Annotated in this window: 21 protein-coding genes; 6 read left to right on the top strand and 15 right to left on the bottom strand. The window is 38.9% G+C overall.

What is annotated here, in order from left to right; translation table 11 throughout:
- Nucleotides 1-2 precede the first annotated feature (2 nt).
- The gene (locus FG27_RS00920) at nucleotides 3-3,083 is read left to right on the top strand and encodes an efflux RND transporter permease subunit (protein WP_037314334.1); all 3,081 of its coding nucleotides are present in this window, start codon (nucleotides 3-5) and stop codon (nucleotides 3,081-3,083) included.
- Nucleotides 3,084-3,169: 86 nt separating this feature from the next.
- Here FG27_RS00920 and FG27_RS00915 read toward each other — a convergent pair whose 3' ends face one another.
- The 15 genes from FG27_RS00915 to FG27_RS00850 all read right to left on the bottom strand — a co-directional run bounded on the left by FG27_RS00915 (nucleotide 3,170) and on the right by FG27_RS00850 (nucleotide 13,493).
- Nucleotides 3,170-3,655, bottom strand: a complete 486-nt coding sequence (locus tag FG27_RS00915; protein ID WP_037314331.1) for a heavy-metal-associated domain-containing protein — start codon at nucleotides 3,653-3,655, stop codon at nucleotides 3,170-3,172.
- A gap of 27 nt (nucleotides 3,656-3,682) precedes the next feature.
- Nucleotides 3,683-4,387 (bottom strand): hypothetical protein, encoded by a 705-nt coding sequence (locus tag FG27_RS00910; RefSeq protein WP_231563215.1) that lies wholly within the window; start codon nucleotides 4,385-4,387, stop codon nucleotides 3,683-3,685.
- Nucleotides 4,388-4,532: 145 nt separating this feature from the next.
- Complete coding sequence (locus FG27_RS00905) at nucleotides 4,533-4,931, bottom strand: hypothetical protein (RefSeq protein WP_037314326.1); 399 nt, start codon at nucleotides 4,929-4,931, stop codon at nucleotides 4,533-4,535.
- Between the two features lie 74 nt (nucleotides 4,932-5,005).
- Nucleotides 5,006-5,254: a hypothetical protein gene (locus FG27_RS19045; protein WP_156101173.1), complete on the bottom strand. Its 249-nt coding sequence runs from the start codon at nucleotides 5,252-5,254 to the stop codon at nucleotides 5,006-5,008.
- 404 nt (nucleotides 5,255-5,658) lie between these two features.
- Nucleotides 5,659-5,931 (bottom strand): thioredoxin family protein, encoded by a 273-nt coding sequence (locus tag FG27_RS00895; protein WP_013073416.1) that lies wholly within the window; start codon nucleotides 5,929-5,931, stop codon nucleotides 5,659-5,661.
- 158 nt (nucleotides 5,932-6,089) lie between these two features.
- A complete protein-coding gene (locus FG27_RS00890; RefSeq protein ID WP_037321868.1) occupies nucleotides 6,090-6,464 on the bottom strand; it encodes a metal-sensitive transcriptional regulator in 375 nt (124 codons plus the stop codon).
- 62 nt (nucleotides 6,465-6,526) lie between these two features.
- Nucleotides 6,527-6,733 (bottom strand): GDCCVxC domain-containing (seleno)protein, encoded by a 207-nt coding sequence (locus FG27_RS18845; RefSeq protein ID WP_075325753.1) that lies wholly within the window; start codon nucleotides 6,731-6,733, stop codon nucleotides 6,527-6,529.
- A 13-nt stretch (nucleotides 6,734-6,746) separates the two neighbouring features.
- A complete protein-coding gene (locus tag FG27_RS00885) occupies nucleotides 6,747-8,093 on the bottom strand; it encodes an NAD(P)/FAD-dependent oxidoreductase (RefSeq protein WP_013073414.1) in 1,347 nt (448 codons plus the stop codon).
- Between the two features lie 106 nt (nucleotides 8,094-8,199).
- Complete coding sequence (merB, locus tag FG27_RS00880) at nucleotides 8,200-8,811, bottom strand: organomercurial lyase (protein ID WP_013073413.1); 612 nt, start codon at nucleotides 8,809-8,811, stop codon at nucleotides 8,200-8,202.
- A gap of 19 nt (nucleotides 8,812-8,830) precedes the next feature.
- On the bottom strand, nucleotides 8,831-9,448 hold the full coding sequence (locus FG27_RS00875) for a DUF2652 domain-containing protein (RefSeq protein ID WP_156101172.1): 618 nt from the start codon (nucleotides 9,446-9,448) through the stop codon (nucleotides 8,831-8,833).
- A complete protein-coding gene (merA, locus tag FG27_RS00870) occupies nucleotides 9,438-11,081 on the bottom strand; it encodes a mercury(II) reductase (RefSeq protein WP_037314316.1) in 1,644 nt (547 codons plus the stop codon). The genes FG27_RS00875 and merA overlap by 11 nt, the downstream gene beginning before the upstream one ends.
- Nucleotides 11,082-11,132: 51 nt before the next feature.
- Complete coding sequence (locus FG27_RS00865; protein ID WP_037314313.1) at nucleotides 11,133-11,855, bottom strand: hypothetical protein; 723 nt, start codon at nucleotides 11,853-11,855, stop codon at nucleotides 11,133-11,135.
- 221 nt (nucleotides 11,856-12,076) lie between these two features.
- Nucleotides 12,077-12,439 (bottom strand): heavy-metal-associated domain-containing protein, encoded by a 363-nt coding sequence (locus FG27_RS00860; RefSeq protein ID WP_225572116.1) that lies wholly within the window; start codon nucleotides 12,437-12,439, stop codon nucleotides 12,077-12,079.
- A gap of 16 nt (nucleotides 12,440-12,455) precedes the next feature.
- On the bottom strand, nucleotides 12,456-13,079 hold the full coding sequence (gene merTP / locus FG27_RS00855) for a mercuric transport protein MerTP (RefSeq protein ID WP_037314311.1): 624 nt from the start codon (nucleotides 13,077-13,079) through the stop codon (nucleotides 12,456-12,458).
- A 42-nt stretch (nucleotides 13,080-13,121) separates the two neighbouring features.
- On the bottom strand, nucleotides 13,122-13,493 hold the full coding sequence (locus FG27_RS00850) for a metalloregulator ArsR/SmtB family transcription factor (protein ID WP_037314308.1): 372 nt from the start codon (nucleotides 13,491-13,493) through the stop codon (nucleotides 13,122-13,124).
- A gap of 702 nt (nucleotides 13,494-14,195) precedes the next feature.
- Between FG27_RS00850 and FG27_RS00845 the strand changes: the two genes are divergently transcribed.
- From FG27_RS00845 to FG27_RS00825, 5 genes are all read left to right on the top strand, one after another.
- The gene (locus FG27_RS00845) at nucleotides 14,196-14,543 is read left to right on the top strand and encodes a single-stranded DNA-binding protein (protein WP_037314305.1); all 348 of its coding nucleotides are present in this window, start codon (nucleotides 14,196-14,198) and stop codon (nucleotides 14,541-14,543) included.
- Nucleotides 14,544-14,647: 104 nt separating this feature from the next.
- The gene (locus FG27_RS00840) at nucleotides 14,648-15,097 is read left to right on the top strand and encodes a RadC family protein (RefSeq protein WP_037314303.1); all 450 of its coding nucleotides are present in this window, start codon (nucleotides 14,648-14,650) and stop codon (nucleotides 15,095-15,097) included.
- A gap of 691 nt (nucleotides 15,098-15,788) precedes the next feature.
- Nucleotides 15,789-16,190 (top strand): BfmA/BtgA family mobilization protein, encoded by a 402-nt coding sequence (locus FG27_RS00835; RefSeq protein WP_081912567.1) that lies wholly within the window; start codon nucleotides 15,789-15,791, stop codon nucleotides 16,188-16,190.
- An 11-nt stretch (nucleotides 16,191-16,201) separates the two neighbouring features.
- Nucleotides 16,202-17,233, top strand: a complete 1,032-nt coding sequence (gene mobB, locus FG27_RS00830; RefSeq protein ID WP_037314300.1) for a MobB family relaxase — start codon at nucleotides 16,202-16,204, stop codon at nucleotides 17,231-17,233.
- 11 nt (nucleotides 17,234-17,244) lie between these two features.
- A complete protein-coding gene (locus FG27_RS00825; protein WP_037314297.1) occupies nucleotides 17,245-18,834 on the top strand; it encodes a type IV secretory system conjugative DNA transfer family protein in 1,590 nt (529 codons plus the stop codon).
- Nucleotides 18,835-18,854: the final 20 nt, after the last annotated feature.

Below are 18,854 nucleotides of genomic sequence, written 5' to 3'. Positions count from 1 at the left end.
AGATGTTAAATAAAATATTATCGATTTCGCTTCAAAACCGGCTTCTGGTTCTTCTGTCGGCTGTGGTACTGAGCGTCACCGGGTTTTACCTCGCACGTAATATGAACGTGGATGTATTCCCAGACCTTACCGCGCCTACCGTAACCATACTAACGGAAGCACACGGAATGGAAAGTGAAGAGGTAGAGAAACTAGTGACCTATCAGCTCGAAACAGCGATGAACGGCTCGCCAAATGTAAGAAGGATTCGTTCTTCCTCAGCGGCTGGGATCTCCATCGTTTGGGTTGAATTTGACTGGGGCACCGATATTTACAAGGCAAGACAGATTGTAAGTGAACGTATTCCAATGGTTCGTGAAAACTTACCAACAGGAATAGGAGCGCCTACCATGGCACCCATCTCCTCGATTATGGGGGAAGTAATGCTGTTGGGGGTAACCTCGGATAGTCTAAGCCCAATGGAATTAAGAACCCTTTCTGACTGGCAGATCCGTCCACGGATAAAGGCCATCGGAGGGATTGCAAACGTGGTAGTGATTGGAGGAGATTATAAACAATACCAGGTTTTCGCCGATCCCGGAAAAATGAAATATTACGATGTAAGTCTCGAAGAATTAACCGAGAAGGTTAAAGAGGCGAATACGAATGCTCCCGGTGGTTTTCTGAATCAATACGGAAATCAGTATATAATCAAAGGAAGTGGTAGAGCTTATGCGATAGATGATCTGGAAGAAGCTGTGGTAAAACAGGTGAACGGCCAAAGTATTAAAATAAAGGATATTGCGGAAGTACAGATAGGCGCTGCCGATAAGATCGGTGATGGCTCCCTGAATGCGGAACCTGCGGTTATTTTGACAATTTCCAAGCAGCCCGATGTCAATACGCTGGAACTCACCGAAAGACTGGATGAGGCCATTGCTGAACTGGAAACCAGTTTGCCGGAAAGCGTGGAGATCAAAAGTCAGATCTTCCGACAGGCAGACTTTATTGATGCTTCCATCAGCAATCTGAATATGACTCTGCTGGAAGGTGCCTTTTTCGTGGTCATCGTGTTATTCATATTCCTGATGAATTGGCGTACTACCCTAATTTCGCTACTGGCGATCCCAATTTCGTTACTGGTATCGATTATCGTATTAAAAATGCTGGGCTATACCATCAATACCATGAGTTTGGGAGGGATGGCAATTGCAATTGGAGCACTGGTAGATGATGCTATTATTGATGTTGAGAATGTTTATAAACGCTTGCGTGAAAATATTCAAAAACCGAAAGCTGAAAGGCAGTCGGTGATCACCGTGGTAAGGGATGCGTCGGTGGAAATTAGAAGTTCCATTATCATAGCAACCCTTATCATTATTGTCTCTTTTGTGCCGCTGTTTTTCCTAGGCGGAATGGAAGGCCGATTGCTCAAACCTCTGGGAATTGCTTTTATCACTTCAGTATTGACATCGCTGATTGTAGCGGTAACCGTTACTCCGGTGCTGTGTAGCTATCTTCTGAAAAAGGAGAAAATGCTGAAAAAGCAGTCCGAAGGAACAAAAGTGGAAAGATGGTTACAGAAGGCTTACGCCGATATTCTAAATCGAGCCTTAAAGATCCCTAAGACCGTGATCGCGGTAACAGTGGTTGCTTTTTTACTGAGTATTGCTTTATTTACGCAATTAGGAAGAAGTTTCCTTCCTGAATTCAACGAGGGATCACTCGTGATAAGTGTGGTAGGGCCTCCATCCATGTCGCTAGAAGAAAGTAATAAGACTGGAAATCAGGTAGAGCAATTATTGCTTGAAATGCCCGAAGTGGATGTGGTTACCAGAAGGACCGGTAGAGCTGAACTGGATGAGCATGCCCAGGGAGTAAATGCCGCCGAGATCGATGTACCATTCACCCTGGAAGATAAATCGAAAGAGGAATTCTTTGAGGACGTACGGGAAAAACTAAGTATTGTTCCGGGAGTTAATATTACGCTGGGACAGCCAATTGCCCACCGTATCGATCATATGCTTTCGGGAACCAGGGCCAATATTGCAATTAAGATCTTTGGACCCGATCTTCAGCAGCTATATGAAATTGGTAAAAACGTGGAGGAGAATATTACTCCTATCGATGGGCTTGCGGATGTAGCTGTTGATCAGCAGATTGAAGTACCACAAATCAAGATCACTCCAAAACGCCAGATCCTTTCAGCTTATGGAATGACCGTAGGACAGTTAATGGAGCAGGTGGATATCGCTTTTGCCGGTCACGAAGTTGGTGAGATTTATGAAGGTCAGAAGTATTTTGACCTGGTGGTGCGTTATAAGGAGGATGTTAGAAACAGCATTGAAAAAATCAGAACTGCCTTGATAGGATTGCCAAATGGTTCACAGGTTCCATTGGAACAGCTCGCGAACGTTTCCTCGGTAAGCAGTCCCAATACCATTAGCCGGGAAGATGTGCAAAGGAAAATTGTTGTTGCTGCCAATGTGCAGGGTCGGGATTTAAGAAGTGCGGTGGAAGAGATCCAGGTAACCGTGAATTCTTCAGTGACTATTCCCGAAGGTTACAGGGTACAATATGGCGGACAATTTGAAAGTGAATCCAGAGCTTCACAAATGCTGTTGATCACTGCCATTATTGCAATCTTCGTGATTTTCCTCCTGTTGTATTTTGAATTCAACAATGTGAAACTCGCTTTTGTTGTGCTTATCAATTTACCCCTGGCTTTGATTGGTGGAATCTTAATCGTATACTTTACTTCAGGAATTGTAAGTATAGCTTCCACGATAGGTTTTATCAGTTTATTTGGGATCGCGACACGAAACGGAATTCTGCTGGTTTCGAGATATGAAGATCTGCGGAAGGAAGGCCTTAGGGGTTATGAGCTCATTAAATCTGGTGCGCTCGACAGGTTAAATCCAATTCTGATGACCGCGTTTACCACAGGACTGGCACTTATTCCGCTAGCTTTAAAAGGAGGCGAACCGGGAAGTGAGATTCAAAGCCCAATGGCGGTGGTGATACTTGGAGGATTGCTCTCAGCAACGGTACTAAACCTGGTTGTGATACCTTGTGTGTATGAATTAGTTACGAGGGAAGATTAATTCATTTCTAAAATTTTAAAAAAAATTGGCGGGCTCGATGTAGAGTCCGCCATTAATTAATGTTCTTTAAAACTCCCTTTTTCCGGCTAATAAACCTGGGTGATATTTAATTTCCACTTATTAGTTAAATTACCGTCTTCTTCATCCTGAACTATCCCTTTTACTTTTACAATTCCGGGTTTTAACCTGGAACGTAAGTTGGTAGAAGTTGCTTCAGCTATCTTAAAAGTTTCTTTCCCGGTTTGTATTGCATAAGTGCCATCCTGCTCAACGAAGTTGCCCTTTATAACTATTTCGGCATTCTTAGCTGAAAAACCATTCTTTTTTACTTCCTCCTGAATTTGCCTAAGGCTCAAGTTATTGTTATTTGCCAAATCAAGATAAGCTTTACCGTCATTCAGGCTAACCTGCACTTTTTCCAGGCCATCCAATTTTTCAAGACCTCGCTCCAGTCCATAAGCACAGGGGGCACAGTCCATTCCAAACACTTCCTGATCTATTTTCTGAATCTGGGCATTGGAACTAAAACTTCCAAATACCACAACTATAATTAATAATACTATTTTTTTCATCTGTTTATTTTATTAAATTTATTTATACTATAACCAATAACTTAAATTAATGGATACCCGATAGTTTTCTTTGATTGCCTTTGGGGTTAAATCCTGTACCACTGGAAACAGCGCTCCGAAAGAAATACCCCAAGCCCCGTAAAGTCCTAAGAATGAAGGTCCCACTAATACTTTTTTGCTACGTTCGTCTGTAAAATTTTGTTGACCGGTATATTTATTGTCTCCTGGAAACTCGACTAATGATTCAATAAAAACCCGCCAATCGGGTTTAGGATAATCCCCCATAAAAACATCGGGACGATAACCTATCACCATGCTTGCATAGGGTAAATCGCCTAATTGCTGGTTGTCCTTTTCAAAATAATATTGGTAACCGCCACCTAACCAGGCGTACCAGGTACGTGAGGCATATCCCGTAGAAATGGCCCCATGGATAGAGTTCCCTACATTCACCTGTCCGCGAACATCCTCAGTAGGGGCAGATACACCTAAAATTGCTGTGGATTCAAACCTCTTTCCTACCCCAAAAGCATTTGAAAAAAAACGATACCACAAAGCAGCCTCGATATCTCCATTGGAAGGCATCATACTATTTCCACGGGTTCGTGGAGCATTTTCCAGACGCTCAATCACAGTAGGAGTGGTAAGGGTAACCTGTAAATCTTCCGTAATGCCATAGAAAAATGTATACCGAAGCATATAAGAGGCATCGTCTTCGGTCGCTATACTCATTCCGGCAGCGCTCATGTTTATACCGCCTTTCGCCAGAGTGGGCGTCTGCAAACCATAAATAGGGCCATGTCCTTGGGCTTCTACTTGATACAACGTCAATAATCCTATACCCAGGATCAAAAAATATGTCTTCATTTTAATTATATTATAATTCTAAAAATTTTTGAATGGGAAAAAGTAAATAGGCTGCAAAAAGTCCAAAGAGATATAACACAAAGGAAAACCACAAGATCCCTTTGCTCCATTTAGCTGCTGTATCACAGGCCGTTTCATTTCCGTCTTCGTCTATTTCACAACTCTGCTGCCGTTTTCTTCCGTAGAAAAGCCAAAAGTTAAAGCCAATCATTACCCCGGCAATCAAAAAAGTCCAGCTTTTATAGCGGCTCAGGCTAAACAACCAGGGAATATCTGAAGCCAGGCCGGCCACCACAGCTCCCATTCCCAGAGCTACCAATAATGATGGTAACGCGCAACATAAGAGTGTGGAAACGGAGGTGAATAGCGATCCTATACTTACAAAATCTTCTTTTATTTTGGCAAACATCTTTATTTTTTTAAACAAGGGATTAAATGTACACCGGAAGCCCGGGTGGTATCCAAACTTCTAGAGGCTTTTTTTTATAGGTGGTTGTGGATGAGAGATTGGATAGTATTTTTCCCTACTTTATAATCCCATTTATAAAAAAGGAGCAACTTTTTAGCCGCTCCTTTTAAAAAAAATTTCACATTTTTTTTAAGCTGCCATTTCTTTACAGCTTTCGGCACAGGTTCAACATTTTTCTGCGCATTGCTGGCAAACTTCACTGTCAAACTTTGCACATTCATCAGCACAGGCTTTACATAAGTCGGCACAAATTCCGCAAACACGTTTTGAGTAATCAGACTGGCTGGCTAATAGCTGGACGCACGCACTGCATAAAGCAATACAATCCAGACAAAATTTGTGGCATTGTTTCATGTCGGGTTCCCCCAAATGTTGGTCAAGGCAAATTCTCGCCGCAGTAATGCAGGCGTTGCAATCATCGATACATTTTTGCATTTCTGAACTTAATGGTTTCATAATTTAAATGGTTTTAGTTACTTCCAGATTTGCTCGGAAATCAGAAATAAAAGATTAAGAGCCGAACCTCTTTTCAAATATCGACTCATAGCCCGGGGGATAGGCAAGCCGATTAATAAAGATTTAACATTTTAATTTGATTAAAAAAAAAGGCAGCCAAAAATGGCTGCCATAAAAAGTTTCAGGTTTTAATTTCAGTACGATGGTTTTGTTAACTGGCTTTTCCTATTCCTGCTTCGATAAGTTTTTCTTTGCTTATACCATTGTTTGTACAGCACTCAAGCAATTTTCCATCAACCGCCACCGCGGGAATTCTCTTTACACCGTACTCCTGCACTTTGTCTATACAGGTCTTATCCTCACATTGTTCTACCAGGTTATAGGTGGTAATCTCGCAACTATCGCAGGACAACTCTTTCACCATTTTTACAACCGGATCACAAACCGGACAATTTGCCGTAAATATTTCTATTTGTCTTTTCATTTTTTTTTGAATTTAAATTAACAATCAGTTTTATCCTTCTTATTAAAGAACAATCCAAAGATAAGAGCGGAATCGGGGTGGTCTCCAAATAAAAAAACCTGCTTTTTTACGACAGATTTTTATTAGTATTAAAATTAAATGGAAAATTTTTGAATGTTTTACCCTGATCTATTTTCGGAAATGTAAGATTCCAGCCTTCGTTTAAGTTCATCAATCTCCTTCATTTTATCGGTAAGGCTGTTAAGCTCAAGGTCAGGAAATTGTTTACGAATAAATTCAATTCGCTCTTCATTACCGCAGTTGCCGGGACAAGCTTCCACAGTTTCTGAAATTGTGATCGCCAGCGCTTTGCGGTACACTTCATCTAAAAGAAGAAAATGCGCCTTATCAAGTCCTTTTTGCGCCGCTTTGAACTGGATCAGAATCTTTTCTGGATCTTTATTTTCATCCAGCATTTTTATAAGTCCGTTAAGCTGGCCGCTGATGCTCTGCAAGCGAGTTTTTATATCTTTACTTAGATCTCTAGGAATCATACTTTTAATTTTCAGCAAGATACATCTGGAGTGGGGGAGGTCACCAAAAGTATTTTAAATTTTTAGCAGCAATTTGTTCCTTCCTGAATGGGTGGACAGGCAACATTACCATAAGAACAATAAACACAGCAATCACCTTCTTTTGGTTTTAATAAATGCTTGCAATTATCACATTGGTAAAAAAACTGACAGGCTGTTGTGGGCATTTCCTCTTCTTTTGTGTGTCCGCAACCAGGACATGTAATGGTAGAAACTAGTTCTATTTCCATAATCTATTTATTTTTAAAGCATATGAGGGATATCTGATGACAAAGTTGGATACGTAAAGATCATCGTCCTTAACTCATTGATTTTCATTTTGGTCTTTATCGCCATGGCAAATAAATTGATGGTTTCCTCCGTGTTAGGTCCTATTAAATGTGCGCCAAGAATAGTCTGATTCTCTTTATCAATGATAGTTTTGTAGGCATATTCCTTAACATTCAGTCTTTTTGCATTGAACCAGCTTTCCGCATGGTTATAATTGACCTGATATTCTATCTGTTTTGATTTGGCTTCTGCTTCGGTTAATCCTACTGATGCCAGGGTAGGCAAAGTAAAAACTACGGAAGGCATTGGTGGATAATTAACTTTTTTCTTGTTCCCTTTGATGATATTTGATGCCACAACATGCCCTTCCATTACTGCAACAGGGGTAAGGGGTAATCCTCTTGAATCTGCCGAATCTCCCGCTGCATAAATATTGGCGTTAGAGGTACTTTGAAGGTATTCATTTACCGCAATTCCTTTTTTTGAAAAAGATATCCCTGCTTTTTCCAAATCTAAATCAAATATGGCGGGAGGACGACCGGCCGAGTTAAAGACAGAGTCAGTCTTATAAGTGGCCTCTTTTCCATTTGATTTTCCTGTAACTACATAATGATCTTCTTTCTTTTCAATTTTAGAGACTTCAGTTTCCAAAACAAGTTTAATTCCCAGGTTTCGGGTTGCATTCACAAGATGTTGTACAATGTCATGATCAAAGTTTTCTAATGGGTGATCACCACGATGCAATATGGTAACATCGGCACCAGCCCGTGCAGCGATATGAGCAAATTCAAAGGCAATGTAGCCACCTCCAATAAATAAAAGCGATTCAGGTAGTTTTTTCAGGTTAAGGAAATCTGTACTTGAAAGAGCCAAATTTCCACCCTCAAAATCCAGTACCCGGGGTTTTGCTCCGGTTGCGATCACAAATTTATCGGCTTCAATAACTTCATCACCTAACTCTAAGGTGTTATCAGATAAAAATTTAGCTGAAGTATGATAGGTGTCTATGTCTTTATTCTTATATCCTTTTTCAATTTTAGGAGGCATGGCATCCACAAAAGATTGTTTAAATGCCATAATATCTTCCCAATTGACTTTAGGCACTGTATCTATTCCATTTCCTTTAAGCCTTTCTGCAAAATCACGTACTTCCGTTGCGCCTATAATCACCTTTTTGGGATCACAGCCTCTTAGGGCACAGGTTCCACCATAGGGAAGTTCATCGGTAATGCCTACCTTAAGGCCTTTGGAGGCACATTTATTGGCAGCGGTCATACCTGACATACCAGAACCTATTACAAATACATCGTACTTTTTCATAATTTAAATTTTAGATTGGTTAGTTTTTAATTTATATAAATCTCGTTTTCTTTCCTAAAAACCAAAGAAGGTTTAGAATAACTTTATGATATACATACAAATAGAATTAACAACATTTAAACCCGCTAGAATTGGAAAAAAAATCTTCTACTTTTGAAATTTTTCCTAATGGATTTTTTTCTAACCATTTGTTTGCGGCATCCTCTGAACCAAAAAAGAAGGAGTGCCGGCAGAAACTTGATTTGATATCACAACTATCGGCCTTTTCGACCCATGAAATAAAGAGGGGAACAGGCCTGGTCCATTCTAGAAGATTATCTGAAATAGACAATTTTACAGGAATGTCGGTTATAGGATCTATTGATATTATTTCCCATCTATGCATTAGATACCGGGGTAATAAAATACTATCCATTGCACACCAGGCATACAAAGTTTTATTGTCAAAGTTTAGTTGATGTACAGTTTTATTTAAAGAAAGTCCTAAATAACCCACAATTTCACCTTCTTTATTGACCTCTCCGTATTGCTGTATTATTTGATGTGCTTTATCTATAGGGACATCCATCACTTCAGAAAAGCGACCTCGAGGCAGGGGTCTTCCCTTAAGTAATTCCCAATACACTTTATCACTATTGGGAAGGTTCATTTCCTTGAGCATCTTTTCAAAACCATTCACAAATTGATGACCGTCAAATATTATTTCCTGTTTCTTCATATGCTTTTAATAATTACAATTAATAAAATTTTAGAAATCGATAATTTATAATCCCGACTTCATCAATAACCTGAGATGTTTTTTCAAATTGTAAATTTCTTATATAATTAGTTCCGTACTGGGTAAAGAAATCTTCCGTAGCAAGGATATACTCTTTGAGTGCCAAATCATTTTTCAATAATCTATGGGCTATAATTACTTCCTTACCATAGAGTTTGCAAAAATCATTGATCATAACAGATCCCAATTCTCCATAATGGAGAATGAACTTTAAACTAAGCTCTCCTAAAAGCGTACATGCCCCACACGAACAATCTGTTTCAATTATTTGCTTTAATTGATGGTGAAACGCTCGATGCATTAAAAAACATTGTTCTATAATTTCATCTACAGTATAATCTTTTTTGAAACTATAAAACAGTATGGCATCACCTTCTATTTCTGAAACCTGAAGCCCTAATTTGTTGTTTTTAAGTATTGCCTCCAGCAAGAGTGCGATAGTAATCTGACTGTATTGTAGATCTGCCTCGTTAATATATTTAGTAAAGCCAGTAATATCCGGGATTAGCAATAATCCCGGCATGATCCCTTTCTTCAATTGAACACATCGTGAAACTCCCATACTATTAGCTGGCACAACAGCTTAATTTAGAAACATCCTTTCCAAAAGTAATAGCTGCCAGTTTTATCCCTTCTCCTAAGGTTAAATAAGGATAAAAGCTTTCTGCCAAATCTTTTACGGTTATACCAAACTTTATGGCCATACTTAATTGTTGTATCAATTCACCTCCTTCGGGTGCGATTACTCTGGCGCCAATTAATTTATCGGTTTCAGTATTACGTATGAGTTTAATAAACCCTCTGGTATCCTGTGCGGCCAAAGCCCTGGGAACATGGCTAAGGTCTAATTTAGACACTTCGAAGGGAAGGCCGGCTTCTTCGGCTACTATTTCGTCCATACCTGCCCCAGCAACTTGAGGGTCCGTAAATACTACCCAAGGCAATGAAGAATAATCGATACCGGTTTTTGAAAGTGAGAACGCATTGCTTACAGCAGTACTTCCTTCAGTGGCTGCAGTATAAACAAAAGGAGGGGTCTGGGTAACATCCCCGGCAGCAAAAATATTGGATATATTGGTTTCCATCTTTTCGTTCACCAAAACATGTCCCACCGCTGAAAGGTTCATTTTGATCTTATCCAGTCCTAGTTTAGAAGTATTAGGTTTTGTTCCTGTGGCAACCACTATTTTGCCTTTTTCAATAATTTGTGTGGTAGTACCGTCGGGACAGTTACAATGAATAATAGTATCCGCTCCCTGTTTTTCAAATTTAAAGGCTCGAAAATTAGGCAGGATTTCTATTCCTTCCTTCTTCATTTGTGCTTCGAGCACATCTGTTATGTCCTTGGTCTGGCTTCTTAAAGGCCTGTCGGTGAATTCTATGATACGCACTTTTACGCCCAATCTATTGTATGCCATGGCAATTTCTAACCCGATATAGCCCGCACCCATAATGGTCAGGCTTTGCGGTTTTTCTTCTAAATCGAATAAGGATACATTGGTTAGATAGCCAACCTCATTTAATCCTTCAATATTAGGGATGTAGGTGGTAGCTCCGGTCGCAATAAGAATGTTTGTGGCTGTGTAAGTATCTTTCCCATCAACAATAATGGTACCTTTATCCACAAACTCAGCCCATCCTGTTAACATGGCCAGGTTCTTAAAATCTTTTACCACATCCATATATTTCTGTTGCTGCAGGGCCGCTACCAGGTCTTTTTTATCTTTAATAACCTGGCTAAAATCTATATCTACACCTTTAGGCCTGATCCCTTGAAAATTAGAATGGGTTGCGTGATATGCCGTTTCGGCAGCTCTTATTAAGTTTTTTGAAGGAACACAGCCTACATTAACACAAGTGCCGCCAAAATTCAGGCCCGCGTTTACCATAAGGGTTTTAAGTCCTAAACTTTCAGCTTTTATAGCTGCTGAAAATGCAGCTGACCCTCCTCCAACAATGATAAGGTCAAAATTATTTTTATCTGAAGCCTGTTGGCCGTTACTAACCTTATATTGGCCAGACATTTCTATGTTGTCAATAATATCTTGCTGAGATGTGGTGCTGGAATCAAAGATGAATTTTCCTTCGCCTTTAGGATAAGATACATCTAATGCTATAACTCCTTCTAATTGCTTTACTTTTTTTTCGATGCCTGTAGCACAACCGGTACAGGTCATACCCTGAATGGGCAAAGTGATCTCTTTCTGCATATTTATTTTATTTTTTATATTGAGGGTAATTACTACCCAATTTATTTTTGATTATGATTTATCTTTTAAAAATGGAATTAGCCATTTAGTATGGTTAATCCCCAGCCAGTGGTGTACCAACAATCCTAAAATGGTACCGTGGACAATATGGGCCGCAAGCGTGATCAAAAACAATTGAGGCCACATCCATTTAACTCCAAAGAGTCCCACCATCGGTCCCATAGGAGGGCCGGTCATCATACCTAACTCCATGAGCAGTAGCAATGATATGGCCCATAAAACGGTTTTAGTATTGGAGATAAAATTTCCAAATACCAGAGTGAATATCAATCCAAAACTTGCACCGTTCACAAAATGGATCAACTGGCCTAGCCAGTAATACGAATTAAAGTCGGAACTACCCGTTACCATCTTCCCGAACATTTCCGGAGTATCTCCCGGTAACCAGCTAGCTATCACCCCCATCTGACGAAGCCAGTCCAGGCCTATAGTAGCTATTGCCCCTGCTAAAAGACCCACGACAATTCGTTTATATAGATCAGGGAAATTTTTCTTGCTGTAAAAAATAATCCATGTTAAGATGAGCATAGAAGGGATATATACAAATAGCATATATGGCTCACCAAATTCATGGGCTGTTTTAATGACTTTCGGTCCCATTGTGATTCCCTTGAAATATTGGGCATAGCCAAAAGAAAGCACAATTAAGTTTATAGGCACAAATCCTCCTGTAAACAAGGCTAATAAGGATAAAAAAGATTTTTTATTCAACATAGCTTATAGATTTATTTTGTTACTTCTGCAATAATATTACTAACTAACCCATCAAGTTCACCTGCAACAGCTTCAGTTCCTTTATATTGTTTTAAAATTGTAGAAGGCATAAAATAACGATTCACCACTCCATTTTAATTTTGTTTTTTTTGAATATGTAAAAAGGTAAGTTGTTCCTTAATTATATAAGTAACTTCTTAAGTATATGGGTAAATAAAAAATTATAACTCGTTTTGGGTAGTCTCCATTACCTTTTCAACTTTATAGCCTTTATTTTCTATAATTTTTTTTAAGGCCTCGATATTTGTTTTAGTGTTTTCGAACTTAATAATGGCAATATCCCCGGGATATTCAACCGAATGTTTCACAACACCTTCTACTTCTTTAAGCGCATTGTAAATAGCATTAGAACAACCCGCGCAGGTAATTCCGTCAATTTTAAACTTAACTGTGTTTGTTGTTTGCTGGTTGATACTTGCTTCCATTATTGTTTGGCTTTTTGATGTAGGGCAACATTGTTGCGCTTTAACCTGGAACGAGGTTAATGATAAAACTATAACAGTTATTACTAATAGATTTTTCATAATATTTTGTTTGAATTTACTTATGTACCACTTTATATCCGGTAGAATTAATCGCTTTTTCAATATCTTCTTTAGAAGTTTTTGTATTATCAAATTTAACCTCGGTGTTTTTATTTTCATAAGAAGGGATTACATCTAAAATCCCATCCAATTGATTTACTGCGTGTTTTACGCTTTCTTCACAACCAGCACAAGTCATTCCCTCAACATCAAACTTTATAGTTTGAATATCTGACTGGCTCACCACTACAATATCTTTTTTATTATCAGGATAAAAGATTTCAGAATAGTAAGGAAAAGCCAACATTAACACGGAGAAAATAGTAACTATACCCAGAAAAGCTTTGGATTTAAAGAAAGAAGGCTTTTCGTCTTCATCACAGGCACAGTCTATCTCCTCCTGGGTTTTTGGTTTTAATTTTTGATACCAGGCAAAAGCCAGTACTAAGATGGTAATACCAATAAGATATGGTCTGAAGGGTTCCATCCAGGAAAAAGAGGAGGCGATGCCGGCGCTGCCTGAAATCAAGGCCAATATCGGTGTGATACAGCAAAGTGAGGCCGCCGCCGCTGTAAGCAATCCAGCTCCTAAAAGTCCGCTGGATTCATTTTTTTTAGGTGATTTAGAATTCGTTTTCATTATTTAAGCTATTTTATTTTTGTGATTTATTTATTAAACTATTTAAACGGCTATTTTAGATTGTTTTATTCCTTGAAATATATAAGAAAGGATTTTTTCCCCTCCATCGTTTAAAGAATAAAATAGGGTTTGACCTTCCCGTCGTGACGAAATGATACCGGCATCTTTGATTTTCCGGATATGCTGGGAAACTGCCGGCACGCTCATTTCCAAAATATCAGCGATATCACAAGGACAAAGTTCATTTTCCATATCTAACAGGAAAAGGATTTTTAAACGTACCTCATTTCCCGCAAGCGTTAAAATTTTACTCATTGTTTGAAAGCTGGAAGAAGATTTGTCAATAGTGTTCTTACAGCGTAATATTTGCTTATGATCAGCTTCATTTCTGGTACAGGTTATTTCTAAACTCATAAATAGTATTTTTAATTACGAAACAAATGTATCATTAATATATTATTTAAGCAAATTATTAAATAATAGTTAGTATAAATATTCTGCTTCATACATTTAAGAGATTATGACCACTAATTTCAAAGACCTTCTGGTTGTAAATCGGTCAGCACATTACCGCTTCATTCTGCGAAATGCTCCATTTCGGGTAAAGAGCTTCCCTAAGAATATCTTGGGCATCCTTTTTATTTTCCTAATGATGTATCCGCTATATAGTAGTTATCGCTCTTCGTGTAATCTTATACTTAATTAAGTAAAAAAGGACGCCCGCTAAATCGGAATTCCATTCTTGCATTTACTTCGCTTCCAGTTGTTTTTCAATTTCAGTATTTCCATTTCCTTCCCGGCCGTTGCTGTCCCTACCTTTTTTGTAATGCAAAATACCAATATTTAGAAGTTAGTCCAGGTTGCATAAGCCAGTCGCTTACTCCTTTTTATAAACCTTCCCTAATTCTAAATATTGAAAATGTATCAGCATCAAAAAAGGTAATAGCAAACGGCGCTATAGGAAGTAAATCAACAAATAAAAATTATGAAATCATTTCAAAACAACATACCCGGAAGCAAAGTGAAAAAATCAAAAAAGGAAAACGCTCCGGATATAATAAGTAAATCAATGTTTAATCAATCTGCTTAGAAAGCAGGTATCTAAATCTTTTAATTATGAGTAATCTAAGAAACCAAGTACAGTTAATCGGAAATGTGGGGAACACCCCGGAAATCAAAAACTTTGAAAGTGGAAAAAAAGTAAGCACTTTTTCACTGGCTACCAATGAATACTACCACAAGGAAGGGGAAAAAATTCAACAAACCGACTGGCACAATGTAGTGGCCTGGGGAAAGCAGGCTGAGCTTATCGAGAAATATGTCGATAAAGGTAAAGAAGTGGCCATCCGCGGAAAACTAACTTCCAGATCCTATGAAACCGAAACAGGAGAAAAAAGATATGTAACTGAAATTTTAGTAAGTGAAATCCTGTTTTTAGGTAGTAATGAAAGTTCATTTAATTAAAATATCGAAGATCTTTTAATTCTTAATTATCAAAAAAATAAAGAGGGCGCTCCCTTCGAAAGTTGCTCCCTCTTTTAATTAGTAACCCTTTAAATAAGATAATAATGAAATCCAAAGTTAATGAAATAGCGATAAGCTACACCGGAAGTTTAAAAACAAATTTGCTACCCAAAATTTCAAGTTCCAGAAGTGCAGCAGATTTAGCGTTCGCACAATGGAATAAAAACGAGATCGAACTGCAGGAAACTTTTAAAATAATGCTACTTAATAATGCTAATAAAGTAAAAGGTATTTACGAAGTTTCTAAAGGAGGTATTACCGGGACACTGGTCGATGTTCGAATCTTATTCGCAGTTGTATTAAAGTCTTTAACCACGGCACTAATCTTATTGCATAATCACCCCAGCGGAACCCTTAGACCAAGTGAAGCGGATAAAAGCCTGACCAGGAAAATTAAAAATGCGGCATCATTTTTTGATGTGAAAGTCCTGGATCATATTATCCTTATGCCTGATGGTAATTACTACAGTTTTGCAGATGAAGGAATTTTGTAATTTACCTGGCACATTCTAACTAGATTGTAAGCACTTCTAATTTTAGAAGTGTTTTTTTAGGCTCAAATATTTCAATGAATCTTCTAAGCAAAGCAGTTCTATAAAAGGTCATATAAAAATAGCTTGGTTGGTAGTGCTTAACAGTAAGGAGCATTTCAAGCTCAATCAATTAAAAAAGGGAAAATTCGCTGTTACCTGAATTTTCCCTTTCTTTTTAGGTCATTGAAACCTACTCAATAAAGATAAAAAAAAATCTTGAATCTGGACACCCTTTTGAATAAGAATTATTTATTACTCGCTACCTGTTACTAAAAAAATCCTTATATTTATTTCGCTGATCTTCAGCATTCAAATTTATGCAGGGCTATCCATTTTTGACTTTCGCCGATAATCCTGCACATCAAAAAAATATTAATTCGGAAATTTTTTCCGGGAATTGGCAAGTGGCTTTTGACTGTCTATTAAGACAGCCAACAGACCAAATTGTACGGAATTTTTGTCCCGCGTTGCGGGACGAAAAGGAGTAGCAAGAGGGTAACACGCTACGCGATGTTAAGCACTCCTTTTCGTTTTTAAATAACTGTAAATCAGTTATTTATAATTTATTTAAATTCCTGAGTTTAAGCAATTTGCGACAAATGCCCTGCCAACGCCCATTTTTAGGGAAGAATTTGCGACAAATCGGCGAATTATGGACTCATTTATCGGCATCAGGTTCAAAAAGGAAACAGCAAAACGTTTTCAGGAATTTTCAAGAATACACTTCAAATCACACACCGAAGCTCTGGAAACAATGCTCGACTTTTTCTTCTATAACGAAATCTCTCCCCACGAAAAATTAGGCCCAACCGGCAGGACTATCGAAGCTTCTTTTAAGAAACGTATCAATGCGGTTATTGCCATTATGCGTGATATGGAAAAAACGCAAACCAAACCTACCGCGGCGATGATCGCCTCACTTTTCCAAAGCGAAGCACCTCCAAAGAAACCACTCATCCTGGAAAAGAAAATCCTCCGGGAGAAAAAAGATGGTATTCCCAAACAGGAACAAGATGGTAGGGGTGAAAAGAATTTTTCTGATAATAACCTGTAAAATTTTCGGCTATGTATATCACCATTACACCTCAAAAGTTAGGCGGGAATTACTCGCAAAGTTCGGCCGGTTTTGTTAGCTACCTGGAAAAAGAAAATGAAGGGGTAGCGGAAGAAGCAAAGGAACATTTCTTTAATCAATATAAGGATGCCATAAACCCGGAGAAAGTTGTCAAAGAAATTGATAACAATACCGCCAAGCTCAAAAAGAAAGAACCGAAGTTCTATTCCATTACCGTTAGCCCTTCCAAATACGAATTAAAACGGCTGCAAAATAGTAGTAAGGATCTACAAAGGTATACCCGGGAACTGATGAAAGATTATGTGGCCTGTTTTAACCGGGAAATAGACAGAAGGCCGATTAATATTAATGATATTAAATATTACGCTAAAATTGAACATACCCGAAGCTTTAAAGGTATCGACCGCCAGATTCGGGAAAACCAGCCTTATGCGACCAAAATCCTTCAACTCAAAAGTGAAATCCGAAAAATAGAAACCGGTCTGATGCAGGGAAGTATTCAAAAACGGGAAAAGGAAATTGAGAAACTGGAAGCCAGGGCTCCACATCGGCAAGATGGTAAGCGAATCGTACAGGGGATGCCCAAAGCAGGAAACCAAAGCCATATCCATATTATCGTAAGTAGAAAGGATGCCTCTAATTCGGTAAGCTTGTCCCCGGGTAGTAAATACAAAGCTTCAGAAGTTAACTTTAATGGCAAGACCGTTAAACGCGGATTTGACCGGGACCGCTTTTTTGAAAAGGCAGAAAAGACCTTTGATAAAACTTTCGGTTACCAGCGTAACTTTGTGGAAACCTATACGGCACGAAAGGAATTTATCAAAAACCCGAACCACTATTTTACCGCGCTAATGGGATTACCGGCTAACGAAAAAGCACTTGCTTTTAAGCTCATTCGGGAATCAGGTATCCCGATGATGCCCAGCATTCCAACTTCCCAGGCACAACTTGCCCTCAAAATTTTTAACAGGCTCAAAAAAGGGGTAGAGGTAGCCGTTAAATCAAGTTCAATCGGAATTTAATTTTAATTGTTATGGACATAGAAAACCTTTTTAGATTGCTTCTGATCATCGGGCTGGTAAGCATATTGTTCTATATATGTTTTAAGCTTATCAACCGCTTTGCTTTTATTTTGAATTTATTGCTGATGGTGGTCCTTGGTATTTATGGGGGCCAGGATAACCAGTGGATTCCGGCTTTGTTATTCCTGGGGTGTCCGTTGCTCCTAATCAATACCCTGATGTATGTATTTTTACATAAGGATCAGGATAATAAAAAGATCGATAGAAAATACCAGGTCGGTTTTGCGACCACCAAAGGAAAATTTAAACTGGAGAATATTAAACGCGGTGCTTCCGTTATTGGCTCTGCCGGAAGCGGGAAGACCGAAAGCGTGGTGTATGGCTTTTTAAAGCATTTTCAAAAAGAAAATTTTTGTGGGGTGATTCACGACTATAAAGATTTTGAGCTCACTGAAATGGCCTACCCGCTTTTTAAAGACCGGGAAATTCCTTTTAAGGTGATTTCCTTTGATAAAATCATCCATAGGGTGAATCCCATCGCTCTAAGATACCTGGAAAACGAGGAAAGCGTCAATGAAGTCTCCCGGGTACTAGTGGAAAACCTCCTCGAACAACGGGAATCAGGTACCTCGGGGACTACAAAATTTTTTAATGATGCCGCAGAAGGGCTAATCGGAGGATTGATCTGGAAATTAAAAACTGATTATCCGAAGTTTTGTACCCTCCCGCACCTTATCGCTATCTACCAATACCTGGATACCGATAGCCTGATCCAGTTTTTGGAAACCAATACCACCTCCCGAGCGATGGCCGATGCCTTTATTAGCGGTAAAGATTCTGAGCGGCAAACGGCCGGGGTAAAAAGTACCCTGGCCAATGCCCTTAAAAGGATCAGTACCCAACAGATTTTTATGGTCCTTTCTAAAGATGAAGTACCACTTCATATTAATAGTGAGCAAAACCCTTCGGTTATTTCCGTAGTGAACAATCCCAAATACGAAGCTTCCTACTCTCCGGTCATAGCCACCATCATCCATACCATAACTAAGCAAATGAGTGTGCGTAATTCCAAAGCTTCCTTCCTGCTGATGGAAGAGGCACCGACTCTTCGTTTGCTGAATATGCACCGCATTCCGGCCACTTTGAGGAGTTATGATATCGCTACAATTTATGTAATGCAGGATAAGATCCAAAACGATATGATGTATGGGGATAAAGCCAGCAAGGCTATATTAAGTAACCTGTCCTATCAGTTTTTTGGGAAGGTTAATGATCCCGACACCGCGAAATACTACGAGCGCTTTTTTGAAATTGTGAAGAAACCCACCACCAGTGTGAATCGCGGGTACAGTCTTGATTTTGATACTCGGGTAACCACCGGAGAGAAGGAAATCCCAAAAATCCGTGCCGATGTTTTCTTCCGTCTGAAACAGGGAGAGTTTATAACCTACGCCGATGGTAAGGATAAAAAAATACAGTTTAAACTGCAGAAGATTGGGCGAGATCTACCTTCGGCTAAAGAACAAAAACCTTATTCTAAAGCTGATTTGGAATCTAATTTTGAAAGAGTTTATAAGGAGGCCAGGTCTATATTTGAGTAAGCGGAAATAGTTATTAATTA

The organism is Salegentibacter sp. Hel_I_6 (assembly GCF_000745315.1).
Classification (GTDB): Bacteria; Bacteroidota; Bacteroidia; order Flavobacteriales; family Flavobacteriaceae; genus Salegentibacter.
This window is presented reverse-complemented; position numbering and strand designations above follow the sequence as displayed.